The organism is Methylophilus sp. E2MeOHC9 (genome assembly GCF_058744375.1).
In genome coordinates this window covers 2,433,011-2,457,340 of sequence record NZ_CP196024.1, presented here as the reverse complement: position 1 = coordinate 2,457,340, position 24,330 = coordinate 2,433,011, and the positions used below count along the sequence as shown (strand labels likewise).

The following is a 24,330-nucleotide window of genomic DNA, read 5'->3' as shown; positions in this document are numbered from 1 at the left end:
ATTGACATCGTTTTAATCCAGGCGCGCATGAACCCTCGTGTGCTCAATGTACACTCGGGTTTCTGTGCTGCGCATAGCTGTTTACCCGCTTGTTTGCGACGATTTCTGATGGCTTCTCATCATTATTGAACATTACTATTTAGGATTAACCCTATGGCATTAAATATCGCAGTCTTACCCGGTGATGGCATCGGCCCGGAAATCGTTGCACAGGCCTTGCGCGTGCTGGAAGTATTGAAAAAAGATGGTCTGGATATGACCTTCACCGAAGCGCCATTGGGCGGCCAGGCTTATGATCAATTCGGTCATCCATACCCTGAATTCACGCAAAAAATCTGTAGGGCCGCGGATGCCGTTTTGCTTGGTGCCGTGGGCGGCCCGCAATATGACACGCTGGACCGTCCATTGCGCCCGGAACGTGGCTTGTTGGCTATCCGTAAAGAACTGGGTTTATTTGCCAACCTGCGTCCGGCGGTGTTGTTCCCTGAGCTGGCGAATGCATCTACCTTGAAGCCGGAAGTGGTAGCCGGCCTGGATATCATGATCGTGCGTGAGTTGACCGGCGATGTGTATTTCGGCCAGCCGCGTGGCATACGCACCAATGATGAAGGCGTACGCGAAGGCTTTAACACCATGATTTACAGCGAGCCGGAAGTGCGCCGTATTGCGCATGTGGCGTTTGAAATCGCCATGAAGCGTGGCAAAAAACTGTGTTCAGTGGATAAAGCCAACGTATTAGAGACGACTGAGTTTTGGAAAGAAATCGTCATTGATGTGGCGAAAGAATATCCAGAAGTGGAATTGAGCCACATGTACGTAGATAACGCAGCCATGCAATTGATCCGCAACCCGAAACAGTTTGATGTGATGGTGACCGGCAATATCTTTGGCGATATCTTGTCTGACGAAGCGTCGATGCTGACTGGCTCGATAGGCATGCTGGCCTCTGCTTCCCTGAACGAAAGCAAACAAGGCCTGTATGAGCCGTCACACGGTTCAGCGCCGGATATCGCAGGTAAAAACCTGGCTAACCCGATTGCGACTATCCTGTCGGCGGCCATGATGCTGCGCTACAGTTTTGATAACGAGGCAGCAGCTACCCGTATTGAAAACGCAGTGAAAAAAGTACTGGCGGCTGGTTATCGTACCGGTGACATTTACGAAGAGGGCACCAAGCGTGTTTCCTGTTCCGAAATGGGTGACCAGATCGTCGCCGCAATGTAAGCATGCTGCGCGGGCAAGTTGTATTGCATCCCGCTCGCGCAGTTTTCAGGTGTGATATAGTCGCGCTTTTATTGGCGACACATTGAAATTAATCAGGAATTTAAAATGGCACAATTTGATCATGTCAGCGTAAAAAAGAAAGCAAACGTTTATTTTGATGGTAAGTGCGTCAGCCACACCGTGCTGTTCCCGAATGGGACACGATGTACCGTGGGTGTGATTTTCCCCAGCACATTGACCTTTAATACCGGCTCGCCAGAGTTGATGGAAATCAATGATGGTGTCTGTAACGTGCGCTTGAAAGATGAAGAAAACTGGACCACTTATAAAGCAGGTGAAAAATTCACCGTGCCGGGTAATTCGTCTTTTGACATTGAAGTGACTGAAACAGTAGACTACGTCTGCCATTTCGAATAGCGCCAACCAAACCTGCTTGCTTGAGCGGCGTTATGCACGCTTGCCGTACTTATGTGTACTGGCTGCGCTTGTATGCCTTGCTCAAGCTGCGCAATTTCTAGTTGGAACGAATAATTGTGATTGCTCGGCAGGGCTGCGTTGCGAGCGCTTGCCGTACTGAATGTACTGCCTGCGCGCTAACGCCTTGACCTGCCATCGCTTGAAAGGTTTTTAACATGCCAAGTTTTGATATCAGTTCTGAAGTCGATATGGTCAATCTGAAAAATGCGATGGATGCTGCCAGCAAGCAGATCGTCAATCGCTATGATTTCAAGGGCACCTCGGCCAAGATTGATTTTAATGAAAAAGATAAAGTCATTACCCTGCATGGCGACAATGACTTTCAGCTGGATCAGGTCAAAGATATTTTGTTGCCTTCCATGGAGAAAAAAGAGGCCGAATCTTCCAAGCGTCTGGAACACAAGGATGTGCAGAAGGTCTCTGGCAATAAGGTCAAGCAGGATTTGGTCGTGCGCGAAGGCATTGATTCCGACCTGGCCAAACGCTTGACCAAGATGATCAAGGACAGCGGCATGAAAGTGCAGGCCAGCATCCAGGGCGATACGGTGCGCGTAAATGGTGCCAAGCGCGATGTGTTGCAGGAAGCAATCGCTTTTGTTAAAAAGAATGTCACGGACTTTCCGTTGAAATTTGGTAATTTCAGGGATTAATTTTTAAGGAGAAAACAAATGTCAAAGTTAATGATGACGCTGGTAATCGCAATGGTGTTGGCAGGTTGCAATACAATGAACGGGGTGGGCAAAGATCTTGAGCAGGCTGGTGAGGCCGTGCAGAAAAAGTCTTCTCAATAATGTTTTTGATGCCGGGATGGCCGGCGAGAATAACGAGATAACATGTTAAAAGTAGGGTTTGTAGGCTGGCGCGGAATGGTGGGCTCTGTGCTCATGCAACGCATGGTGCAAGAGAATGATTTTACCGATATCGAGCCACAGTTTTTCACCACATCACAAACAGGGGGTGCTGCGCCTGCAGTAGGCAAGACTTCGCCTGCCTTGAAGGATGCTAAAAATATTGCTGAACTGAGCAAGATGGATGCGATCGTGTCGTGCCAGGGCGGCGATTACACCAGCGAGATTTTTCCGCAATTGCGCAGTAGTGGCTGGAATGGTCACTGGATTGATGCAGCCTCTACCTTGCGTATGGACAAAGACGCGGTGGTGATTCTCGACCCGGTCAATATGCATGTGATTAAAGATGCATTAAACCAGGGTGGTAAAAACTGGATTGGCGGTAACTGTACAGTTTCACTAATGCTGATGGCTTTGAATGGTTTGTTCAAGGCTGACCTGGTGGAATGGGCGACTTCAATGACCTACCAGGCGGCGTCTGGTGCCGGTGCGCAAAACATGCGTGAACTGATTTCGCAAATGGGCGTGGTCAACGCGTCAGCGGCGCAGTTGCTGGCGAACCCTGCTTCTGCCATTCTCGAGATTGATCGCACCGTGGCTGACACCCTGCGCAGTGAGGCTTTGCCTACCCAGCATTTTGGCGTGCCGCTGGCTGGTAGCTTGATCCCATGGATCGATAAAGACCTGGGCAATGGCCAAAGCAAGGAAGAATGGAAAGGCGGCGCTGAAACCAACAAGATTCTGGGCCGTGAAGCCAACCCGATTGTGATCGATGGTTTGTGTGTGCGCATAGGTGCCATGCGCTGCCATTCACAAGCGCTGACCTTGAAACTGCGTCAGGATGTGCCGCTGGATGAGATCAACCAAATGCTGGCAGAAGCCAATCAGTGGGCGAAGGTTGTGCCAAACGAGCGTGAAGCAAGCATCCGTGAGTTGACCCCTGCGGCCGTGACTGGCACTTTGACCACCCCGGTAGGCCGTTTGCGCAAGCTGGCTATGGGTGGTGAATACCTGTCGGCCTTTACCGTTGGTGACCAGTTATTGTGGGGTGCCGCTGAGCCATTACGTCGTATGTTGCGAATTCTGGTTGAAGCTTAAGTAATTGTTTAAAATACAGCCCGTAAAGCCATGATTTGTTAGTGAAATCATGGTCTTTTCGGGCTTTTATTTTGCATGCAATATAGTTTAATGGGTGGTAGAGTTTTATTTAGGCAATTTTGTAGCATCCAGACGGCAGGTGGCGCGCTTGCGTGGCTTACTGAATGGTGCTATGTTCACAGACGCCATGAATTGATAAGGGTTAACACGGGTGCATAAATTTCAATTAAAAAAATTAGCCTTAACCTTGAGTTTGAGCGCAGTCATCACCGCACATGCTGCCGGTCTGGGGACGATGACGTCCAGCTCGAAACTGGGTGAGCCATTGAATGCAGAAATTGAACTGCTGGCTGTTAATCCGGGGGAGTTAAGCACTATCCAGGCGGCATTGGCCGCGGACCAGGTGTATCAGGATCAGATGCTGGAAAAACCTGCTTCTTACCCTTATATCCAGATCGAGGTTGGCAACAACAGCAAAGGCCAGCCTGTCCTCAAACTCAGCAGTTCACAACCAATCACAGAAGCCTTTCTGGATATGCTGATCCAGGTGGATTGGCCGACTGGCCGACTGGTTAAAGAATATACCTTACTGCTGGACCCGCCCGGATTCAATTCAAACTATGTGTCGGAATCTTCAGGCTTGCCGGTCACCGGCCAACCTCCAGTCTCGGCAGAGGCACCTAAAGCCGCCGCGCCGATTGCAGAGGCTGAAAAACCTGAAGCAAGCAAACAACCCGTAAAAAAACAAGTAGCGCAACGCGCAGCAACGCCTAAGCCAAGCGCGCCGCCTGAGCCGCCTGCAGACAATCTCGCCACACCAGATCCATTGACCACAGAGCGCGGCGATACTTTATATGCCATTGCCCGGCAAATGAAACCGGACAATGTCAGCGTAGAGCAAATGCTGGCAGCCTTGTACCGTTCTAACCAGGATGCGTTCGATGGTAAAAACATCAACCGCCTGAAAGTAGGCAAGATCATCCGCATGCCGGACCAGGCTACCTTGAATGCCATCAGCAATCAGCAAGCGAAAAACCTGGTGGCTGAGCACAACACGAACTGGCTGGCGTATAAAAATGCCTTGTCTAACGTAGTCAAAAATTCTGCCGCCAGTGAAACCGGCGGCAACACACAACAATCCGCAGGCAAAATCGGCAGTGCGCAGGAGAAAACTGCGCCGCAGGCACCGGCGGCTAAAGATGTACTGAAGCTATCCGCAGGCGATGAAAAGTCTGGCACGCAGACCGATAAAGCAGCTGCCAAGGCTTCAGCAAATGCAGCGCAGGAAGAAGCTACCGCTAAAGAAAACGCCATCAAGGAAGAGCAATCTCGTGCCGCAGCCCTGGAAAAGCAGGTAGCGGACATGAAAAAGCTGATGGAATTGAAGAATAATGCCTTGTCACAGGCTGAGAAGAACGCTGCGCAAGCGACTACTCCAGAGCCAAAATCTGAGGCCCCGGCTACTCCAGAGGCGCAAACACCGGCCGCTGAAAACAAGCCTGTGCCAACGGAGACACAACCAGCCCCAGCGGCAGAATTAGCACCGCCTGTGCCTGAAACTGCAGCAGAACCGACAATTGAAGCTGAGCAACCTTCATTTATGCATGTGTTGCTGCAACGTCTTAAAAACATCAGCCCTGTATTGCCATGGGCCTTGATCGCATTACCGATACTGATCTGCGTTTGGGCACTTATCCGTATCCGCCGTAAAAAAGAAATCGATACCTTTGAAGATGCGATTCTGACTTCGCCTGCCACTGAAATGCAGAACAATACCGTGTTTGGGGATACGCAAGCGGCCTCGGGCGATACCTCTTTCCTGACGGACTTCTCGCAAAGTGGTGTCGGCGGCATGATTGATTCGCATGATGTTGACCCGATTGCGGAAGCTGAAGTCTATATGGCGTATGGCCGTGATGCGCAGGCTGAGGAGATTCTTAAAGATGCCATCCAGAAAGACCCTGAACGCCAGGAACTCAAACTGAAGCTGCTTGAAATTTATCAGAATACCAATAATAAAGGCGCGTTTGAATCACTGGCAAGTGAAGTGTATGCCAACGTCGGCCCTAGCGACCAGACATGGTCTAAAGTGGTTGTGATGGGGCAAAAACTGGATCCGGAGAATTCGCTTTACCAAATGCCCGCGCTGGATAACACAGTCATTGAATCACCTGTGGTTGAAGCGGAAAATGCCGAGCAGGGATATCACTTTAATTTCGAAGCGCCTGCGCTTGAGTTTGAATCAACTGACAAGCCAGCAAGAAGCGTGACTGAGCCTTCTATTGCTGACGGCGAATCATTAATCGAGCCGGTGAATGAGCCAGCGCAGGAGAAAGTTGCTGAGTTGCAGACAGATTTCAGCATACCTGCTGATGCTGAATTAAAGGATGAGCCTTTAGAAAAAAATGAGCCAGCAGATACTTTATCAACCTTAGCCGAAACATCACTGGAAGAGCCTTTGCCAAGCTTGGCAGAAGAAAAGACGCTGGATGCAGAGCCGTTGGAAAGTAATTCTGTATTAGATGTGCCCGAAGACAGTGATTTCAGTATTGAGCCGCTTAGCACAGCAGAAGCTGCTCCTGAGTTGTATACAGAAAGTGATGCTGAACTGACGCCCAAGTCATTGGATTTACCTTCCCTGAATCTGGATGAAGAGATTGCAGGTTTTGAAAATCGCCGTCCGGATAGAACGCAAGCAACTACTGGCGAACAGACACTTTCATCCGATGATGCAGTATTTGAATCTTTGCCTGAGTTGTCGCTTGAGCTGGGTGGTCCTAACGATACCGCTTTCAATGCTGCGCAGGAAGAAGAGGATGCGCTTGAGATTGAAGAAATCAGCCTGGATGCTGCCGATGATAGGTTAAGCCGTGTTCCTGAAGATAACTTCACTACGGAAAGTACTTTCCCTGAGATTTCACTTGATGTAGGTGCCCAGCCAGAAGAGAGTGTTGCGGAGTTCGATGGTGAACCGGAAGAGGTGAATACCAAGCTGGATTTGATTCAGGCCTATATCGATATGGAAGATATGATAGGCGCGAAAGAGCTGATCGAAGAGGTGCTTAGCGAAGGCGGCGAGCGCCAGCGACAGCGTGCCAGCGAGCTGCTTGAAAAAGTCGCATAACCATCAGGCCGGGCAACTGGCCTTTTTCTTTTTTGACAGGCCTTGCAAGCGTGTCAAAAACTAAGTGAGTTCACCTGGTTGATCTTGTTCAGATAGATAATGCCTGGTTAAGTATGTAAACGCCGGGCATGCATATAGATGCATGGTTAAGGGGGCTCATCATTAGGTGTTATGCCAGACAGCCCTTATACTATGCGCCATGAAAATTGCGATTGGCATTGAATATCATGGTGCTTATTTTCAGGGATGGCAAAGCCAGCCAAATGGCCGTGGCGTTCAGGATGCACTTGAACGTGCCATCGCATTGGTCACCGATGAAAAAGTAAGGTTACACGCTGCTGGCCGCACCGATTCCGGTGTGCATGCGCTGATGCAGGTTGCCCACTTCGAGACAGCGGCACAGCGGCCGCAAACAGCCTGGGTACGCGGCACTAACGCACACCTGCCACCTTGGGTGCGGGTGCGTTGGGCATGCGAGGTGGCTGACGACTTCCATGCCAGATTCAGCGCCAGGGCGCGCAGTTACCAGTATGTGCTTTATAACCATGCTGTGGCACCGGCCAGCCAGCATGGGCGGGTGGGCTGGTATCATAGGCCTCTGGATATTGAGCCTATGCAGCAAGCGATCAAGTTACTATTGGGCGAACATGACTTCAGCGCCTTTCGCGCCAGTGAGTGCCAGGCAAGTTCTCCTATCCGGACCATGCACCAAGCCGAGGTGAACCAGCAAGGCCAGTATATCGTGTTCAGTTTTCAGGCGAATGCTTTCCTGCAACACCAGATCCGTAATGTGGTGGGGGCGCTGGTCTATGTAGGGCAGGGTAAGCTGGATGTGTCCGCATTTAGCGCATTGCTGCAAAAAAAGGACAGGACGCTTTCGCCGCCGACATTTATGCCCGATGGCTTGTATTTTACCGGCGTGACCTATGATGCCGCCTGGCAATTGCCAGCCTGCGAAGCCAGCTGGGATTAAACAAAGTGAATGAGAAAGATGAAAAGAACCAGGGTTAAAATCTGTGGTATCACACGGCAAGAGGATGCATGGGCTGCCATTGATGCCGGTGCAGACGCACTCGGCTTTGTGTTTTATGCACCTAGTCCACGCGCAGTGACTGCGGCACAGGCGCAGGCGATCATCAAAACATTGCCGCCGTATATCAGCACAGTCGGCCTGTTTGTGAATGCTGCTGTCAGTGAACTGCAGCAGGTGATAGCTACGACTGCACTGGATTGCCTGCAGTTTCACGGGGACGAAGCGGCAGACTATTGCGAGAAATTTAATCTGCCATATTACAAAGCAATCCGCGTTAAACCGGATGTAAATTTGATACAATGCGAGCTTGATTTTACGTCGGCTTCTGCCTTGTTACTGGATACTTTTTCAGAAAAAGCAGTCGGTGGCACAGGCCAGGTATTTGACTGGACATTGATTCCAGCAGGCTTGCAAAAGCCGGTCATTCTGGCCGGTGGGCTAAATCCTGACAATGTCACGCAGGCATTACAGCAGGTTCAGCCTTATGCCGTGGATGTCAGTGGCGGGGTTGAGGCACAAAAGGGGATTAAATCCCCCGAGAAAATAGCAGCATTCATGCAGCAGGTTTTGCAGCATGATGCAGTACGCAATAGGGCGGTTTGAATAACAAAATGATATACGGAGTAGCGCATGCAAGTGTATGACATGCCAGACGAGCGGGGCCATTTTGGTCCATTTGGCGGAGTGTTTGTTGCAGAAACCCTGGTAGAAGCCCTGGAAGAATTACGGGTCATGTACGAAAAGTATCGTCACGACCCTGAGTTCCTGGCTGAGTTTGCTTACGACCTCAAACATTTTGTAGGGCGTCCCAGCCCGATTTATCACGCCAAACGCTTATCCGATAAAATCGGCGGCGCACAAATCTACCTCAAGCGCGAAGATTTGAACCATACCGGCGCGCACAAAATCAACAATACGATAGGCCAGGCGTTACTGGCCAAACGCATGGGCAAGCCGCGTGTGATCGCTGAAACAGGCGCCGGCCAGCATGGCGTTGCCACAGCCACCATTGCCGCCAGGCTGGGCCTTGAATGCGTGGTGTATATGGGCGCAGAAGATGTCAAGCGTCAGGCGCCCAATGTATTCCGCATGAAACTGCTGGGAGCTACGGTTATCCCGGTGGAAAGCGGGTCTAAAACCCTCAAGGACGCATTGAATGAAGCGATGCGTGACTGGGTTACCAATATCTCCAATACGTTTTACATTATCGGCACTGTCGCTGGTCCGCATCCTTACCCGATGATGGTACGTGATTTCCAGGCCGTGATCGGTATCGAAGCCAAACAGCAGATGCAGGAGATGATAGGTCGCCAGCCAGATGCGGTGGTTGCCTGTGTCGGCGGTGGCTCTAATGCCATGGGTATTTTTTACCCTTATATCGACGTAGAAGGCGTGCGCCTGATTGGTGTGGAAGCGGCAGGTCATGGCCTTGAAACCGGCAGTCATGCTGCGCCATTGACGGCAAACAGCCCGATTGGCGTATTACACGGCAATCGCACGTACCTGATGCAGGACGCCGATGGCAATATCGTTGAAACGCATTCTATCTCTGCTGGCCTGGATTACCCGGGCGTGGGCCCTGAACATGCCTGGTTAAAAGATATCAAGCGCGCCGAATATGTGGCCATTACTGATGACGAAGCGATGAATGCTTTTCACCAGTTGTGTCGCACCGAGGGCATTATTCCCGCTATGGAATCCAGCCATGCTTTGGCCTACGGCGAGAAGCTGGCTAGAACCATGTCACCGGATCAAGCGGTGTTAGTGAATTTGTCAGGCAGGGGTGACAAGGACATTAATACAGTGGCGAAACTTTCTAATATTACGCTTTAGCCTCATCCATTAAAAAAAGAATTCTTAGCTATGTCTCGCATTCAATCGGTTTTTGCAGAACTCAAAGCGCAAGGTAAAAAAGCGCTGATTCCCTACATTACTGCGGGTGATCCACATCCCGATCAGACCGTACCTTTGCTGCATGCCCTGGTCGCTTCCGGTGCCGATGTGATTGAGCTGGGTGTGCCATTTTCTGACCCGATGGCCGATGGCCCGGTGATCCAGCGTGCCAGTGAGCGTGCCCTGGTACACAAAATGGGTTTACGTAAAGTGCTGGCAATGGTGAAGGATTTTCGCGAAACCAACCAGAAAACGCCAATTGTATTGATGGGATACGCCAACCCGATAGAAGCAATGGGCGCGGCTCAATTCGTCACACTGGCCAAAGAAGCCGGTGTCGATGGCGTGTTAACAGTCGATTATCCGCCTGAAGAGTGTGAAGAGTTCAACCAGCAACTGGCGCAAGCGGGTATCGACAGTATTTTTCTGTTATCTCCGACTACAGAGTCAGCGCGTACTGAGTTGATCGTCAAACAGGCAACAGGCTTTCTTTACTATGTTTCGCTCAAAGGCGTGACCGGTGCAGGTAACCTGGATATCGTCGAAGTCAAAAAACGGGTGACAGAAATACGCAAGAGCACGACGTTGCCAATTGGCGTGGGCTTTGGCGTGAAAGATGCAGCCACAGCGCGTGACGTGTCCGTGATTGCTGATGCGGTGGTCGTGGGTAGCCGGATGGTACTTGCCATTGAGCAGTCAGATGCGAATAACCTGATTACGAATGTACAGGCCTTGATGAAAGAATTACGTACTGCGATTGACTCCGTTTAGGGTCATCACACGAGACAAGCAGGAGAAAATATGAGCTGGTTAGATAAGATTCCCCAAAAAATTAAACGTGCGGTCAGCGGTGAGCGCCGCAATATGCCAGAAGGGCTTTGGCATAAATGTGATGCCTGCCAAACGGTGTTGTATCGTACCGACCTGGATGCCAACCTTGAGGTGTGTCCACAATGTGCGCATCATCACAGGCTGGGTGCCCGCGCACGACTGAATGTGTTCCTGGATGCGGAGAATCGTGTTGAAATCGGCGCCGATGTCACGCCAGTGGATGCCTTGAAATTCAAGGATAGCAAGACTTATGCGGAACGCATGCGTACTGCGCAGCGTGATGTCAAAGAAAAAGATGCACTGATTGTCATGCGTGGCACTGTTGAACGTGTGCCTGTGGTTGTGGCCGCATTTGAATTCAAGTTTATGGGTGGCTCTATGGGCTCTGTGGTGGGCGAGCGTTTTGTCCGCGGCGTGCAAGCAGCGATTGAGCACAAATCTGCTTTTATCTGCGTATCCGCCAGTGGCGGCGCACGTATGCAGGAAGGCTTGCTGTCGTTGATGCAAATGGCCAAAACCAGTGCCGCCCTGACTAAACTTTCAGAGGCAGGCTTGCCTTATATCTCTGTGCTGACTGACCCGACTATGGGCGGCGTGTCTGCCAGTTTTGCCATGTTAGGCGATGTGATCGTGGCTGAACCAAATGCGCTGATCGGCTTTGCTGGCCCACGCGTGATTGAGCAGACTGTGCGGGAAACCTTGCCAGAAGGCTTCCAGCGGGCTGAATTCCTGTTGACGCATGGCGCCATTGACATGATTGTTGACCGTCGTGAAATGCGCGCGAAGTTAAGCCAGCTGTTAGCCAGTTTCCTGAATATTTCTAAAGTTGCCTGATGTCGCCTCCCTTGCCCGAGCTGCCTGTCACAGTCGAGGGTTGGCTCAGCTATATTGAATCATTACATCCCAAATCAATAGAGATGGGGTTGTCGCGGGTGCAGGCTGTCGCAGCGCGCCTGCAGCTGGCATTTCCTTTTACCGTCATCACGGTGGGAGGGACGAATGGCAAAGGGTCGACCTGTGCCATGCTGGAGCGCATTTATGCCATGGCCGGTTATCGTGTTGGCTGTTATACCTCACCGCACCTGGTGCAGTATCAGGAACGTGTACGATTGAATGGAGATTTGATCGGCGATGAGTTGTTGTGTGCTGCGTTCACTGCTGTCGAGTTAGCACGTGAGGATATCTCCTTAACTTATTTCGAGATGGGGACGCTGGCAGCATTATGGGCATTTGAGCAACAACCGCTGGATATCGTGATCCTTGAAGTAGGGCTAGGTGGCCGCCTGGATGCGGTGAACATCGTGGATGCTGACTGTGCGATAGTCACCAATGTGGACCTGGATCATATGGAGTTCCTGGGCGATACGCGTGAGTTGATAGGGCATGAAAAGGCGGGGATTTACCGTAAAAGCCAGGTGGCCATTTGCGGTGATGTACAGCCTCCAGTCTCACTTCTGAACCACGCAGCAACACTGGGCGTGTCATTAAAACGCTTGGGCGTGGATTACAGGATAGATTTCAATCAGCAACAAGAGGCGCAATACCAGGATGCACAGGGCACATTGGCAATCGGTTCTTTAAAGTTGTTTGGCGATTACCAATGGCAAAACGCAGCGAGCGTGATTTATGCCGTGCGTGCTTTGCAAGCCAGGCTGCAAGTGACAGAAGATGATTTGCGGCAAGGCCTGACGGCCACTGAAGTCGTTGGCCGTTTTCAATACTGGCAGCGCTCGCCGGATGTGATTCTGGATGTGGCACACAACCCGCATGCGGCGCGCGCCTTGCGGCGCAACTTGCAACAGCTGAGTGCAGATGGCAGCAGAGTATTTGCGGTGTTTTCCATGCTGTCAGACAAGGATATCGCCGGTGTGGTCGACATCTTGCATGACGTGATTGATGAGTGGGATATTGCACCGATTCAACATCCGCGTGCCGCTAGTGTGGAATATTTGCAGGCATGCCTGGCGCAACAGGTTGCTGAGCAGCAATTGAAAGTCCATGCTGACCTGCCAGCAGCATTGCGAAGCTGTTATAAAAAAGCAGCAAAAAATGATAAAATTATCGTGTTCGGCTCATTCTTTACCGTGGCTGCCATTCTGGAAATAACACCTGACCAATGGATTTCACCAAACTAGGTTTTTAGGCTAGTGATTTGGCTTAATAGATGTGAAATGATCTGAGTGAGAATTTAAAACAATATGGCAAGAGATAGTTTGACAGACAAGGAACTGGTACTCAAAAAAACGGCCCGCAGGCGGCTGGTGGGCGCCATCACCCTGGTTATTTTGATGTTAATTGTATTGCCTTTCGTATTGAAAGACAGGGTGGTAGAACCTGCACATGACGATGTTGAAATTACCGTTGTCAATCAGCAGGCTAACCGCGAACCTATACTCGAACTGCCAGACGAAGATGTCGAACTTGATGTAGAGGCGACCCCTGCGGCGAGTACCTCAGCTAAAACAACGTCTACTGTAGAAACACCCGTTGCACGTATTGAAGTAGTGCCTGCAACCGCCCCTGTTTCCCCGCCCGCACCCGCTAAAACAGCACAAGCAGAACCTGCCCGTGCCGTTGAACCAGCACCAACCAAACCCGTTCAAATCGTTGAACCCAAAGTTGAACCCAAAGTTGAACCCAAAGTTGAACCCAAAGTTGAACCCAAAGTTGAACCCAAAGTTGAACCCAAAGTGGCGGCGAGCAAGCCTGTGGTTAAAGAAGAGCCAGTTTCTTCCGATAAAACATCAGGGAAGTTCTATGTGCAGTTTGGCGTGTTTTCTGACCCCAGCAATCTGGAAAAGCTGCAAACCAGGTTAAAACAGGCCGGTTTTGAAGCGGCAACCGATAATGTAGATGCTGCCGGCCATAAGTTACGGCTACGGTCGCGGACGTATGCGACACGTAATGAAGCCGGTGCCGCGTTGAAAAAGCTGGAAGCGGCCGGGTTTAGCGGCATTGTGGCGAGTAAATCCTGAATCAGGCAATGACCATTTTTGATTATCTAGTCCTGGGTATTATTGGCTTTTCCATTCTGGTTGGATTGATGCGCGGTGCTATCCGTGAACTTTTCTCAGTCATAGGCTGGGTGCTGGCGTTTTATCTGGCAAACAAGTTTAATAGCCAGGTCATCAGCTATATCCCGGAGCAAGTGCCTGGTGAAGCGGTGAAAGCGATCGCTGCGTTCCTGTTCGTGTTTTTATCGGTGCTATTTTTATGCACCTTGTGTGCCTTATTACTCACTACGCTGATCAAAGCGGTGGGTTTAGGCGGCCTCAATCGCGTGCTGGGCGGCCTTGCCGGTGCGGCCAAAGGGGTGTTGATCGTCTGCATACTGGCGATGCTGGCTGCGATGACCGATATTCCCAAGGACGCACGCTGGACTAATGCCATGTTGAGTGCACCAGTTGAAGTGCTGGTCTTGAATTTGCTGCCGTGGGTACCATCTAGTATTGCTGAGCATGTGCATTTGGAACATCAGCAGGCGGATGAGTCTCTCATTTAATTTGTAATCTAGTCTTGGATAGGATGTCGCTATGTGTGGAATTATCGGTATTGTAGGTAAAAACCCGGTGAACCAGTTGTTGTATGACGGGTTGCTGGTGCTACAGCATCGCGGGCAAGACGCAGCAGGGATCGTGACTTGCGATGGGAATACTTTCCATATGCATAAAAATAATGGCCTGGTAAAAGACGTATTTCATACCCGCCATATGCGCAATCTGGCCGGTAATGTGGGCATCGCCCATGTGCGTTATCCTACCGCTGGCTCATCCAGTGCGGCAGAAGCGCAACCCTTTTATGTGAACTCTCCATTTGGTATCGTGCTTGGCCACAATGGCAACCTGACCAATTCTGAGCAATTGAAGTCTGAAATGTTCAGGCAAGATCTGCGTCATATCAATACCAGCTCAGACTCGGAAGTATTGCTCAACGTGTTGGCACACGAAATTGAAGCCACTTCAAAAAGTGCTTTGCTGAACAGCGATATGGTATTTGATGCCGTTGCCGGTGTGCACAGACGTTGCAAAGGCGCCTATGCCGTGGTCGCCATGATTGCCAACTTCGGGCTGCTGGCTTTCCGTGACCCGCACGGCATACGCCCATTGGTGATCGGCAAACAGGAAACCAGCAAGGGGGTCGAGTACATCGTGGCTTCTGAAAGCGTTGCCCTCGATGTACTGGGCTTTAAGTTGCTGCGCGATGTTGAGCCTGGCGAAGCCGTGTTTATTGATATGGATGGCAACTTGTTCAGCCGTCAGTGCGCCACTAATCCTAAACTGACCTCCTGTATTTTTGAATATGTATACCTGGCGCGCCCTGACTCTGTCATTGATGGCGTGTCTGTGTACCAGACACGCCTGGATATGGGTACTTTGCTGGGTGAGAAAATCAAGCGCGAATGGGCAGATAAACAAATTGACGTGGTGATCCCCATCCCGGATACCAGCCGCCCAAGTGCTTTGCAATTAGGCATTTCACTTGGCCTGGATTACCGTGAAGGCTTTATCAAAAACCGCTATATCGGCCGTACCTTTATTATGCCTGGCCAGGCATTGCGTAAAAAATCTGTACGCCAGAAACTCAACCCTATCGGTATTGAGTTCAAAGGTAAAAACGTCTTACTGGTCGATGACTCAATAGTGCGTGGCACCACCTCACAACAGATCGTGCAAATGGCACGTGATGCAGGCGCCAATAAAGTCTACTTCGCTTCTGCCGCGCCACCGGTGCGTTACCCGAATGTGTACGGTATCGATATGCCTAGCCGTGATGAATTGCTGGCAACCAACCGGACGGACGAAGAAATCTGTGCTGAAATCGGCGCCGATGCCTTGATCTACCAGGATCTGGATGCATTGAGAGAAAGCATCACCAAATCGAACCCACATCTGACTGAGTTCGATTGCAGCTGTTTTGATGGTAAATATGTCACCGGTGATGTGGATGCAGCGTACCTGAACCGTATAGAGGCAGCACGTAGCGATTTCAATAAAAAACAACCACCGCCAAACTCCACCACCCAGCTGGATTTGAATTTGTTATCGACCGATTTAGTGGGCGTGGAGTAAGCCTTGACAGGCGCCTGCAAAAGGCGTTTAATGAAAATGCGCTGATTTGAGTGGCGAACTTTAACCGAAGCCGAACTCAGCTTGCGAGCGCATTATAAATCCTGCTAAAGCGAGAGCCCAAAGACCCGTTTTAGCGCAATGCTAAAGCGGGTTTTTTATTGTCTTTAGTTTTTATTGAAAGATTCAAGATAGTTGGAAGATTAAGATATATGAACGATGAATACCATTTGGAAACACTGGCAGTACGCGCTGGCTCATTGACAACTGAGTTTGGTGAAAACTCTGAAGCCCTTTTCCTGAACTCCAGTTTCCGCTTTAAGAATGCAGCACAGGCAGCTGCCAGATTCGGCGGGACTGAGCCCGGCAATATTTACTCCCGCTTCACTAACCCGACCGTGTCCATGTTCCAGGATAAACTGGCCGCGCTGGAAGGCGCAGAGCAATGTGTGGCGACCGCCAGCGGTATGGCTGCTATCCTGGCCTGCATCATGGGGATTTGCAGCGCTGGTGACCATGTGGTTGCATCACGCAGTGTGTTTGGCACCACGGTACAACTGTTTTCCAATATCCTCAAACGTTGGGGCCTGGAAGTGACGTTGGTATCGTTGACAGATGTTGAAGCATGGAAAGCGGCGGCCAAACCGAATACCAAATTGTTTTTTGCCGAAACGCCTTCAAACCCGTTGACCGAAGTTGGCGATATCGCCAGGCTGGCGGAGGTGGCGCACGCTGCAGGCGCCTATCTGGCGATTGATAATTGCTTCTGCACCCCGGCATTGCAACAACCGTTAAAACTGGGCGCAGACATTGTGATCCACTCGGCGACTAAATACATCGATGGCCAGGGCAGGGTGCTGGGTGGCGCGGTTTTGGGTAACAAGACACTGATGGAGCCGGTTTATGGCTTTTTGCGCACGGCTGGTGTCACCATGAGTGCTTTCAATGCCTGGGTGTTCGTCAAAGGCATGGAAACCCTGCAGATACGTATGGAAGCACACGCATTACGTGCGCTGGCAATCGCGCAATGGCTGGAGCAACAGCCGCGCGTAGCACGTGTGTATTACCCTGGTTTGCCGTCGCACCCGCAATATGCGTTGGCGCAAAAGCAGCAAAGGTTGGGTGGCGGTATCGTCACCTTTGAAGTCAAGCCGCGGGCTGGGCAAAGTGAGCAGGAAGCCGCCTGGGAATTGATAGATGCGACAAAGCTGATTTCGATTACCGCCAATCTGGGCGATGCAAAATCGACCATCACGCACCCGGCCACGACGACGCATAGCCGCGTCACGGCGGAAGCGCGTGCAGAAGCTGGCATCAGGGATAACCTGGTGCGTATTGCGGTAGGGCTGGAGCATGTGGAAGATTTAAAAGCCGATTTGAAATTGCTGGCCCAGGCTTAATCTCGTTTCAAAAATAGCGGTTTATCGTACTGCCATCAGTAGGCATTGCGATAAACCGTTTTCATTTGTGCACAGTTTTACATCACGTCACCGCTGCGTTTCAAAAGCCGGAGATTCCAATTCTTGTTTCTCGTGGTCGTTTTCTTGCCCGCAGGCACAATCTGGGCCCTTTTAGCCGTGTTTAAACCAGCCAGAGCCAGCTAAATATGCTAAAATCGCGAGATAACTTTTAACTATAAAATGGGTCAAGAATGAGTCAGTCTCCCGATCAGTTTGCTAAAGAAACCCTGCCTATCAGTCTCGAAGACGAGATGCGCCGCAGTTATCTTGATTACGCCATGAGCGTGATTGTTGGTCGTGCTTTACCAGATGTGCGTGATGGCCTCAAACCAGTACACAGACGTGTGCTGTTCGCCATGCACGAGCTGTCCAATGACTATAACAAGCCATACAAGAAATCTGCGCGTATTGTCGGTGACGTGATCGGTAAGTATCACCCGCACGGTGATACGGCGGTATATGACACGATAGTGCGTATGGCGCAGCATTTCTCCCTGCGTTACATGCTGGTCGATGGCCAGGGTAACTTCGGTTCGGTGGATGGCGATAACGCAGCGGCGATGCGATATACGGAAATCCGTATGTCCAAGATCGCACACGAACTGCTGGCGGATATCGAGAAAGAAACCGTCGATTTTGGCCCTAACTATGACGGCAGCGAACAAGAACCGCTGATCATGCCTACCCGTATCCCTAACCTGCTGATCAACGGCAGCTCGGGGATCGCTGTGGGTATGGCGACCAACATTCCGCCGCACAACCTGAATGAAGTGCTGGACGGCTGTTTTGCCTTGCTGAAAAATCCTGAAATCAGTATTGATGAACTGATTGAGTATATTCCTGCACCTGATTTCCCAACTGCGGGCATTATTTACGGCACAGTCGGCGTAAAAGAGGGTTACCGCACTGGCCGTGGCCGTGTGGTCATGCGTGGTCGTACCCACTTTGAAGACCTGGATAAAGGCGGTCGCCAGTCCATCATCATTGATGAACTGCCGTATCAGGTCAACAAGAAAACCCTGATCGAGAAGATCGCCGAGCTGGTGAACGAGAAGAAGATCGAAGGTATTTCTGATCTGCGCGATGAATCGGACAAATCCGGCATGCGTGTGGTGATCGAGCTGAAGCGTGGCGAAGTGCCTGAAGTCATCCTCAACAATCTTTACAAGCAAACCCAGTTACAAGATACGTTCGGCATGAACATGGTCGCCCTGATGGACGGCCAGCCACGCCTGCTTAACCTGAAGCAGATGCTGGAAGCTTTCCTGCGCCATCGCCGTGAAGTGGTGACGCGCCGTACCGTGTTCGAGTTGCGCAAAGCGCGTGACCGTGGTCATGTACTGGAAGGCCTGGCTGTTGCGTTAGCCAATGTGGATGAGATGATTGCCATCATCAAGGCTGCGCCAACGCCTCCGGAAGCGAAAAAAGAATTGATGGCCCGTGACTGGCATTCCACCGTGGTGGAAGAAATGCTTCAACGCGCAGCCATGGAAGCATCACGCCCAGAAGGCTTATCGGTAGACTTTGGCCTGACACCAAATGGCTACCGCTTGTCAGATGTGCAGGCACAGGAAATCCTGCAGATGCGTCTGCAACGCCTGACTGGCCTGGAACAAGACAAGATCGTCACCGAATACAAAGAAGTGATGGATATCATCGCCGATTTGCTGGACATCCTGGCCAAGCCTGAGCGTGTCACAGCCATTATTGTCGAAGAACTGAACGAGATCCAGAAACAGTTTGGCGACAAACGCCGTTCCGAGATCGAACACAATACGCAAGACCTGTCGCTGGAAGACCTGATCACGCCGCAAGATGTGGTGGTGACCTTGTCGCACACTGGCTATGTGAAATCACAGCCTTTGGATGAATACCGCGCCCAGCGCCGTGGTGGCCGTGGCAAACAGGCTGCAGCGACTAAAGAAGATGACTTTATCGACAAGATGTTTGTAGCGAACACGCATGACTACATCTTGTGCTTCAGCAGCCGTGGCCGTGTCTACTGGCTCAAAGTCTATGAAGTACCGCAAGGCAGCCGTGTCAGCCGTGGCAAACCGATCGTGAACCTGTTCCCGCTGGAAGAGGGCGAGAAGATCAACGCCATCCTGCCGGTGAAAGAGTTCGACGAGAACCATTATGTATTCATGGCCACTTCTATGGGTACAGTGAAGAAAACGGCGTTGACCGAATTCTCCAACCCACGTAAATCCGGCATTATCGCGATCAACCTCGATGATAACGATTACCTGATCGGTGCCGAAGTCACTAATGGCAAGAATGACATTGTGCTGGTATCCAATGGTGGTAAAGCGGTCTGGTTCACCGAGGATGATGTGCGTCCTATGGGTCGTGCAACCCGTGGCGTACGTGGCATGAAACTGGCGGCTAAACAGCGCGTGCTTTCCTTGCTGATTGCCGAGAATGACCAGCAATCTGTCCTGGTGGCTACTGAAAACGGTTATGGTAAACGCACGGTACTGTCAGAGTTCCGTCACTCCGGCCGCGGTACGCAGGGTGTGAAAGCCATTGCCATCAGCGAACGTAATGGCCTGGCTGTTGCGGCAAGACTGGTGACGGCTGATGACGAAATCATGCTGATCACCACTGGTGGTGTCTTGATCCGTACCCGCGTGAAAGAGATCCGCGATATGGGGCGTGCGGCACAAGGTGTGACGCTGATTAACCTGGGTGAAGGCGAGAAACTTTCCGGTTTAGAGAAGATTGTAGAAACCGACGAAGTTGAAGGCGAAGAAGACGGAAACGAAGAGTAACCAGATCCAAGAGTAACTAGAACTATGACAAAGATTTTTAATTTTTCTGCAGGCCCGGCAGTATTGCCAAAACCCGTTCTGGAGCGCGCACAAGCTGAAATGCTAGATTGGCATGGCAGTGGCATGAGTGTGATGGAAATGTCACACCGTGGCAAAGAGTTCACCAGTATCCTGGAAAAGACAGAAGCGGATTTACGCCAATTGCTGGCGATTCCGTCTAATTATAAAGTGCTGTTTTTGCAGGGCGGTGCGATTGCTGAAAACGCCATCATTCCCTTGAATTTGCTCAATGGCAAATCGGCAGACTACGTAGTCACTGGTTCCTGGAGCAAGCGTAGTGTCAAGGATGCAAAAGCCTATGGCCAGATCAATATCGCGGCCTCGGCTGAGGCAGATGGTTTCACGCATGTGCCCGCATTTGCTGACTGGCAGTTAAATCGTGATGCAGCCTATGTGCATTATTGCACCAATGAAACCATCAACGGTGTCGAGTTTCTCGATGTGCCTGATACGCACGGCGTGCCTATTGTGGCGGATATGTCTTCGCATATACTTTCACGCCCGATCGATGTTTCAAAATATGGTGTGATTTATGGCGGTGCACAAAAAAATATCGGCCCAGCAGGCTTGTGCCTGGTGATTGTGCGTGAAGACTTGCTGGAACAGGCTTCGCCGCTCACGCCAGCGGTGTTCCACTGGAAAACGCAGGCAGAAAACCAGAGCATGATCAATACGCCACCTACCTACAGCATTTACATTGCCGGGCTGGTATTTGAATGGTTGCTGGCGCAGGGCGGGGTAGAGGCGATTGAGAAAATCAATATCGCCAAGGCCAAGCTGTTGTACGACTACGTGGATCAAACCGAGTTTTACTATAATCCTATACAACCAGCATACCGTTCACGCATGAATATTCCATTCCGTTTGCGTGATGAGAACCTGAATGATGCCTTCCTCAAAGAGGCTGGCGCACGTGGATTATTGCAATTGAAAGGTCACCGTTCAGTCGGTGGTATGCGTGCCAGTATTTATAATGCTATGCCGATTGAAGGCGTGCAGGCATTAGTGGCTTTCATGCAGGAATTCGAAAAGAATAATTCTTAATTAACATTAAGTATAAGTTTTAAATGTCTGATTTATTAAAACAATTTAGAGATAAGATTGACGCCATCGATGCGCAGGTATTGGCATTGGTGAACGAGCGCGCCAAACTGGCACGCGAAATCGGCCATTTAAAAAATGATGGTGTCATCTACCGCCCTGAGCGTGAGGCGCAAATCATCCGTCGCCTGCAGGCTGAGAATGACGGACCGTTGTCTCCGGAAGCGGTGAGCCATATTTTCCGTGCCGTGATGTCAAATTGCCGTGCACTGGAAAAAGAACTGTCGATCGCTTTTTTAGGCCCATTAGGCACTTATAGCGAAGAAGCGGCTTTAAAGCAGTTTGGTGAAGGGCGCCAGGCGGTAGTCTGTGCCAGCATAGATGAAGTATTCCGCACGGTAGAGGCAGGTCAGGCAGATTACGGTATTGTGCCGGTTGAAAACTCGACTGAGGGTGCTGTTGGCATTACCCTGGATTTGTTGCTGGCGAGTGCTTTGCAGGTCGTCGGTGAAGTGACTTTGCCAGTACACCATTGCTTATTGTCTGCACAGCAGGATATTGCGCAGATATCACACGTATTCGGGCATGCGCAGTCACTGTCGCAATGCCATGAGTGGCTGAATAAAATCTTGCCTAATGTTGAGCGTGAGGCGGTGGTGAGTAATGCCCGTGCCGCGCAGATGATTCATGAACTGGTGGCCAGCCAGGGTACTTTTGCGGCAGCGATCGCCAGCAAACGCGCTGCTGAATTATTCGATTTACATATCCTGGCCGAAAATATCGAGGATGACCCCAAGAACACCACGCGCTTTTTGGTGCTGGGTAGTCACGGGGTTGCGCCGTCAGGTCAAGACAAAACTTCATTGGTCATGAGCGCCCACAATAAGCCGGGGGCAGTGTTGCAGTTACTTGAGCCACTGTCTCGCCATGGTGTCAGTATGACTAAACTGGAATCCCGGCCTTCGCGTCAAAATTTGTGGAACTACGTATTTTTTGTCGATATTGAAGGGCATCAGCAAGCGCCTAATGTGCAAGCCGCACTCAATGAACTGGCTGACCGCTCCACCTTTCTTAAAGTGTTGGGTTCTTACCCAACCGCCATTATTTAACTATTCAATATTTAACTGGCCAAACTATGTCTGATGCATCACGCCTGTCTGAGTTGTCACAATTAGCCCCTGCGAATATCCGCGCCATCGCGCCTTACCAGGGTGGCAAGCCTATTAGCGAGCTGGCCCGTGAAATGGGCCTGAACGAAGCCGATATCGTCAAACTGGCTTCCAATGAGAACCCGTTAGGCATGAGCCCAAAAGCGCAAATGGCGCTGGAAGAGGCCATTTATGAAATTGCGCGCTATCCGGATGGCAACAGTTTTGCCTTGCGCGACGCCGTCAGCCATAAATATGGGGTGAAGCCAGAGCAGATTGTGTTTGGCAATGGATCTAACGACATTCTGGAATTGGCCGCGCGTGCGTTTTTAACAGCAGGCGACGAAGTGATCTATTCGCAGCACGCGTTTGCCGTCTACCCCTTGGTCACGCAGGCTGCTGGTGCTACGGGTGTGGTGGTCCCTGCGATTGCGTATGGGCATGATTTGGCTGGCTTTTTAAAAGCCATTACGCCCAAAACCAAACTGATTTTTGTGGCTAACCCGAATAATCCTACCGGCACCCTGATAGCCAAAGCCGAATTGAAAGCCTTTTTAAAAAAAGTGCCCAGTCATATCGTTGTGGTGCTCGATGAGGCCTATGATGAGTATTTGTCGGTTGCGGATAAATCAGAAGCCATCACCTGGTTGGCTGAGTTTGATCACCTGATTATTTCGCGTACCTTCTCCAAGGCTTACGGTCTGGCCGGGTTGCGCGTAGGGTTTGGCCTGATGCATACTGCATTGGCCGACTTGATGAATCGTGTACGTCAGCCTTTTAACGTCAATAGCCTGGCGCAAGTGGCGGCCACGGTGTCGTTACACGATGAGGATTTCGTGTCACGCAGCTATGCTGCGAACCAGGCTGGCATGACACAAGTCACGCAAGGGTTAACAAAGCTGGGGCTTAGCTTTATTCCCTCGTTTGGCAACTTTGTCAGCTTTAAAGTGACCAATGCTAGCGCTGTGAATCAGGCTTTGTTGAAGCAGGGTGTGATTGTGCGGCCGGTAGCCAATTATGAAATGCCGGATTACCTGCGCGTAAGTATCGGCTTGTTTAGTGAAAACGCACGTTTCCTCGAAGTGCTGGAACAGATTTTAAAGTCATGAATGCATACGAAAAACTAGCTACCGACGACGTTCGGGTGCTTGAAATCAAACCACTGGTCAAGCCAGCGGAACTCTTGTCACGTCTGCAGGAAAGCGCTGCCAGCACCCAGAATATCCTGAAAACACGTACAGCGATTCATCACATCCTGCATCAGGGTGATGACCGCCTGGTCGTGATTGTTGGCCCGTGCTCTATCCATGATACCGAGGCTGGCCTGGAATACGCAAAGCGGCTGGTAGAAGTGCGTAATCGTTTGGGTAATGAGTTGCTGATTGTGATGCGCGTTTATTTTGAAAAACCGCGTACGACTGTAGGCTGGAAAGGGCTGATCAATGACCCGCACCTGGATGGCACTTACGATATCAACGCAGGCCTTGAAAAAGCACGCCGTTTTTTGCTGGAAGTGAACGAAATCGGCATGCCGGCAGCGACTGAGTTCCTGGATGTGGTCTCACCCCAATACACTGCGGACCTGGTCAGCTGGGGCGCCATCGGCGCACGCACGACTGAATCACAGATCCATCGCGAACTGGCTTCAGGCTTATCTTGCCCGGTCGGTTTCAAAAATGGCACTGATGGTGGCGCCAAGGTCGCCATTGATGCGATTAAAACCGCTGCCAGCCCGCACCACTTCTTGTCAGTGACTAAAGAAGGCGAGTCTGGCATTTTTGCGACCAAGGGTAATGAAGACTGCCACGTGATCCTGCGCGGTGGTAAATTGCCTAACTATGATGCACAAAGCATCTCTGAAGTGTGCAATCAGCTGGCCGATGCCGGTTTGGCGCCAGTATTAATGGTGGATTGCAGTCATGGCAATAGCCAGAAACTGTATAAAAACCAGATGGCAGTGGTTGCGGATGTCTCCGGGCAGATCGCCAATGGCGATAGCCGGATTATCGGCGTGATGCTGGAATCGCACCTCAACGAAGGTCGCCAGGACCACACGCCAGGCTGCACACTTAACTACGGGCAGTCTATTACGGATGCCTGTCTGGGTTGGGAAGACTCAGTGACAGTGCTTGAAGCATTAGCTGCCGCCGTCAAAGCACGCCGCGACAAGCTGGCCGAGCAGGAATAACAAGCCTTAAGTCATACATCAACCGCACAGAAGTTTGTGCGGTTTTTTGTTTTTATAGCGGCCAGAAC

21 protein-coding genes are annotated in these 24,330 nt (G+C 50.9%); all 21 read left to right on the top strand.

What is annotated here, in order from left to right; translation table 11 throughout:
* The first annotated feature begins 153 nt into the window (after nucleotides 1-153).
* Nucleotides 154-1,224 carry a 3-isopropylmalate dehydrogenase gene (gene leuB / locus ACSSVF_RS11855; RefSeq protein ID WP_492403656.1) on the top strand — a complete coding sequence of 357 codons (1,071 nt, stop codon included), beginning with the start codon at nucleotides 154-156 and terminating at the stop codon, nucleotides 1,222-1,224.
* A 105-nt stretch (nucleotides 1,225-1,329) separates the two neighbouring features.
* Nucleotides 1,330-1,641, top strand: a complete 312-nt coding sequence (ppnP, locus tag ACSSVF_RS11850) for a pyrimidine/purine nucleoside phosphorylase (RefSeq protein WP_492403654.1) — start codon at nucleotides 1,330-1,332, stop codon at nucleotides 1,639-1,641.
* Between the two features lie 215 nt (nucleotides 1,642-1,856).
* Nucleotides 1,857-2,351: a YajQ family cyclic di-GMP-binding protein gene (locus ACSSVF_RS11845; protein ID WP_442586347.1), complete on the top strand. Its 495-nt coding sequence runs from the start codon at nucleotides 1,857-1,859 to the stop codon at nucleotides 2,349-2,351.
* Between the two features lie 18 nt (nucleotides 2,352-2,369).
* Complete coding sequence (locus ACSSVF_RS11840) at nucleotides 2,370-2,492, top strand: entericidin A/B family lipoprotein (RefSeq protein WP_492403651.1); 123 nt, start codon at nucleotides 2,370-2,372, stop codon at nucleotides 2,490-2,492.
* A gap of 42 nt (nucleotides 2,493-2,534) precedes the next feature.
* Nucleotides 2,535-3,647, top strand: a complete 1,113-nt coding sequence (asd, locus tag ACSSVF_RS11835; protein ID WP_492403649.1) for an aspartate-semialdehyde dehydrogenase — start codon at nucleotides 2,535-2,537, stop codon at nucleotides 3,645-3,647.
* Nucleotides 3,648-3,894: 247 nt separating this feature from the next.
* Entirely contained in the window at nucleotides 3,895-6,771 is a 2,877-nt protein-coding gene (locus ACSSVF_RS11830) for a motility hub landmark protein FimV (protein WP_492403647.1), read from the top strand.
* A 199-nt stretch (nucleotides 6,772-6,970) separates the two neighbouring features.
* Nucleotides 6,971-7,744: a tRNA pseudouridine(38-40) synthase TruA gene (gene truA, locus ACSSVF_RS11825; RefSeq protein WP_492403645.1), complete on the top strand. Its 774-nt coding sequence runs from the start codon at nucleotides 6,971-6,973 to the stop codon at nucleotides 7,742-7,744.
* A gap of 18 nt (nucleotides 7,745-7,762) precedes the next feature.
* A complete protein-coding gene (locus ACSSVF_RS11820; protein ID WP_492403643.1) occupies nucleotides 7,763-8,407 on the top strand; it encodes a phosphoribosylanthranilate isomerase in 645 nt (214 codons plus the stop codon).
* A gap of 27 nt (nucleotides 8,408-8,434) precedes the next feature.
* A complete protein-coding gene (gene trpB, locus ACSSVF_RS11815) occupies nucleotides 8,435-9,637 on the top strand; it encodes a tryptophan synthase subunit beta (protein WP_442586353.1) in 1,203 nt (400 codons plus the stop codon).
* A 30-nt stretch (nucleotides 9,638-9,667) separates the two neighbouring features.
* A complete protein-coding gene (trpA, locus tag ACSSVF_RS11810; RefSeq protein ID WP_492403641.1) occupies nucleotides 9,668-10,468 on the top strand; it encodes a tryptophan synthase subunit alpha in 801 nt (266 codons plus the stop codon).
* A 30-nt stretch (nucleotides 10,469-10,498) separates the two neighbouring features.
* The gene (gene accD / locus ACSSVF_RS11805; RefSeq protein ID WP_442586355.1) at nucleotides 10,499-11,362 is read left to right on the top strand and encodes an acetyl-CoA carboxylase, carboxyltransferase subunit beta; all 864 of its coding nucleotides are present in this window, start codon (nucleotides 10,499-10,501) and stop codon (nucleotides 11,360-11,362) included.
* Nucleotides 11,362-12,663: a bifunctional tetrahydrofolate synthase/dihydrofolate synthase gene (gene folC / locus ACSSVF_RS11800; protein WP_492403640.1), complete on the top strand. Its 1,302-nt coding sequence runs from the start codon at nucleotides 11,362-11,364 to the stop codon at nucleotides 12,661-12,663. Before accD ends, folC begins: the two co-directional genes overlap by 1 nt.
* A 63-nt stretch (nucleotides 12,664-12,726) precedes the next feature.
* The gene (locus tag ACSSVF_RS11795; RefSeq protein ID WP_492403638.1) at nucleotides 12,727-13,503 is read left to right on the top strand and encodes an SPOR domain-containing protein; all 777 of its coding nucleotides are present in this window, start codon (nucleotides 12,727-12,729) and stop codon (nucleotides 13,501-13,503) included.
* An 8-nt stretch (nucleotides 13,504-13,511) separates the two neighbouring features.
* Complete coding sequence (locus ACSSVF_RS11790) at nucleotides 13,512-14,030, top strand: CvpA family protein (RefSeq protein WP_492403636.1); 519 nt, start codon at nucleotides 13,512-13,514, stop codon at nucleotides 14,028-14,030.
* Nucleotides 14,031-14,061: 31 nt separating this feature from the next.
* Complete coding sequence (gene purF, locus ACSSVF_RS11785) at nucleotides 14,062-15,597, top strand: amidophosphoribosyltransferase (protein ID WP_442586359.1); 1,536 nt, start codon at nucleotides 14,062-14,064, stop codon at nucleotides 15,595-15,597.
* Between the two features lie 209 nt (nucleotides 15,598-15,806).
* Entirely contained in the window at nucleotides 15,807-16,994 is a 1,188-nt protein-coding gene (locus ACSSVF_RS11780; protein WP_492403634.1) for an O-succinylhomoserine sulfhydrylase, read from the top strand.
* Between the two features lie 251 nt (nucleotides 16,995-17,245).
* On the top strand, nucleotides 17,246-19,825 hold the full coding sequence (gene gyrA / locus ACSSVF_RS11775) for a DNA gyrase subunit A (protein WP_442586361.1): 2,580 nt from the start codon (nucleotides 17,246-17,248) through the stop codon (nucleotides 19,823-19,825).
* A 24-nt stretch (nucleotides 19,826-19,849) separates the two neighbouring features.
* On the top strand, nucleotides 19,850-20,929 hold the full coding sequence (gene serC, locus ACSSVF_RS11770; protein WP_492403633.1) for a 3-phosphoserine/phosphohydroxythreonine transaminase: 1,080 nt from the start codon (nucleotides 19,850-19,852) through the stop codon (nucleotides 20,927-20,929).
* A 23-nt stretch (nucleotides 20,930-20,952) separates the two neighbouring features.
* Entirely contained in the window at nucleotides 20,953-22,035 is a 1,083-nt protein-coding gene (gene pheA / locus ACSSVF_RS11765) for a prephenate dehydratase (RefSeq protein ID WP_492403631.1), read from the top strand.
* 26 nt (nucleotides 22,036-22,061) lie between these two features.
* Nucleotides 22,062-23,183 carry a histidinol-phosphate transaminase gene (gene hisC, locus ACSSVF_RS11760; RefSeq protein ID WP_492403630.1) on the top strand — a complete coding sequence of 374 codons (1,122 nt, stop codon included), beginning with the start codon at nucleotides 22,062-22,064 and terminating at the stop codon, nucleotides 23,181-23,183.
* Complete coding sequence (locus ACSSVF_RS11755) at nucleotides 23,180-24,262, top strand: 3-deoxy-7-phosphoheptulonate synthase (protein ID WP_492403628.1); 1,083 nt, start codon at nucleotides 23,180-23,182, stop codon at nucleotides 24,260-24,262. Before hisC ends, ACSSVF_RS11755 begins: the two co-directional genes overlap by 4 nt.
* Nucleotides 24,263-24,330 lie beyond the last annotated feature (68 nt).

Bases quoted from the DNA above. Each gene is read 5' to 3' on its own strand.
- purF (WP_442586359.1), top strand. From the start codon at position 14,062: ATGTGTGGAATTATCGGTATTGTAGGTAAAAACCCGGTGAACCAGTTG.
- trpA (WP_492403641.1), top strand. From the start codon at position 9,668: ATGTCTCGCATTCAATCGGTTTTTGCAGAACTCAAAGCGCAAGGTAAA.
- trpB (WP_442586353.1), top strand. From the start codon at position 8,435: ATGCAAGTGTATGACATGCCAGACGAGCGGGGCCATTTTGGTCCATTT.
- truA (WP_492403645.1), top strand. From the start codon at position 6,971: ATGAAAATTGCGATTGGCATTGAATATCATGGTGCTTATTTTCAGGGA.
- serC (WP_492403633.1), top strand. From the start codon at position 19,850: ATGACAAAGATTTTTAATTTTTCTGCAGGCCCGGCAGTATTGCCAAAA.
- ACSSVF_RS11795 (WP_492403638.1), top strand. From the start codon at position 12,727: ATGGCAAGAGATAGTTTGACAGACAAGGAACTGGTACTCAAAAAAACG.
- pheA (WP_492403631.1), top strand. From the start codon at position 20,953: ATGTCTGATTTATTAAAACAATTTAGAGATAAGATTGACGCCATCGAT.
- leuB (WP_492403656.1), top strand. From the start codon at position 154: ATGGCATTAAATATCGCAGTCTTACCCGGTGATGGCATCGGCCCGGAA.
- folC (WP_492403640.1), top strand. From the start codon at position 11,362: ATGTCGCCTCCCTTGCCCGAGCTGCCTGTCACAGTCGAGGGTTGGCTC.
- ACSSVF_RS11790 (WP_492403636.1), top strand. From the start codon at position 13,512: ATGACCATTTTTGATTATCTAGTCCTGGGTATTATTGGCTTTTCCATT.
- ACSSVF_RS11755 (WP_492403628.1), top strand. From the start codon at position 23,180: ATGAATGCATACGAAAAACTAGCTACCGACGACGTTCGGGTGCTTGAA.
- ACSSVF_RS11780 (WP_492403634.1), top strand. From the start codon at position 15,807: ATGAACGATGAATACCATTTGGAAACACTGGCAGTACGCGCTGGCTCA.
- gyrA (WP_442586361.1), top strand. From the start codon at position 17,246: ATGAGTCAGTCTCCCGATCAGTTTGCTAAAGAAACCCTGCCTATCAGT.
- hisC (WP_492403630.1), top strand. From the start codon at position 22,062: ATGTCTGATGCATCACGCCTGTCTGAGTTGTCACAATTAGCCCCTGCG.
- asd (WP_492403649.1), top strand. From the start codon at position 2,535: ATGTTAAAAGTAGGGTTTGTAGGCTGGCGCGGAATGGTGGGCTCTGTG.
- ACSSVF_RS11840 (WP_492403651.1), top strand. From the start codon at position 2,370: ATGTCAAAGTTAATGATGACGCTGGTAATCGCAATGGTGTTGGCAGGT.
- ACSSVF_RS11845 (WP_442586347.1), top strand. From the start codon at position 1,857: ATGCCAAGTTTTGATATCAGTTCTGAAGTCGATATGGTCAATCTGAAA.
- accD (WP_442586355.1), top strand. From the start codon at position 10,499: ATGAGCTGGTTAGATAAGATTCCCCAAAAAATTAAACGTGCGGTCAGC.
- ACSSVF_RS11820 (WP_492403643.1), top strand. From the start codon at position 7,763: ATGAAAAGAACCAGGGTTAAAATCTGTGGTATCACACGGCAAGAGGAT.
- ppnP (WP_492403654.1), top strand. From the start codon at position 1,330: ATGGCACAATTTGATCATGTCAGCGTAAAAAAGAAAGCAAACGTTTAT.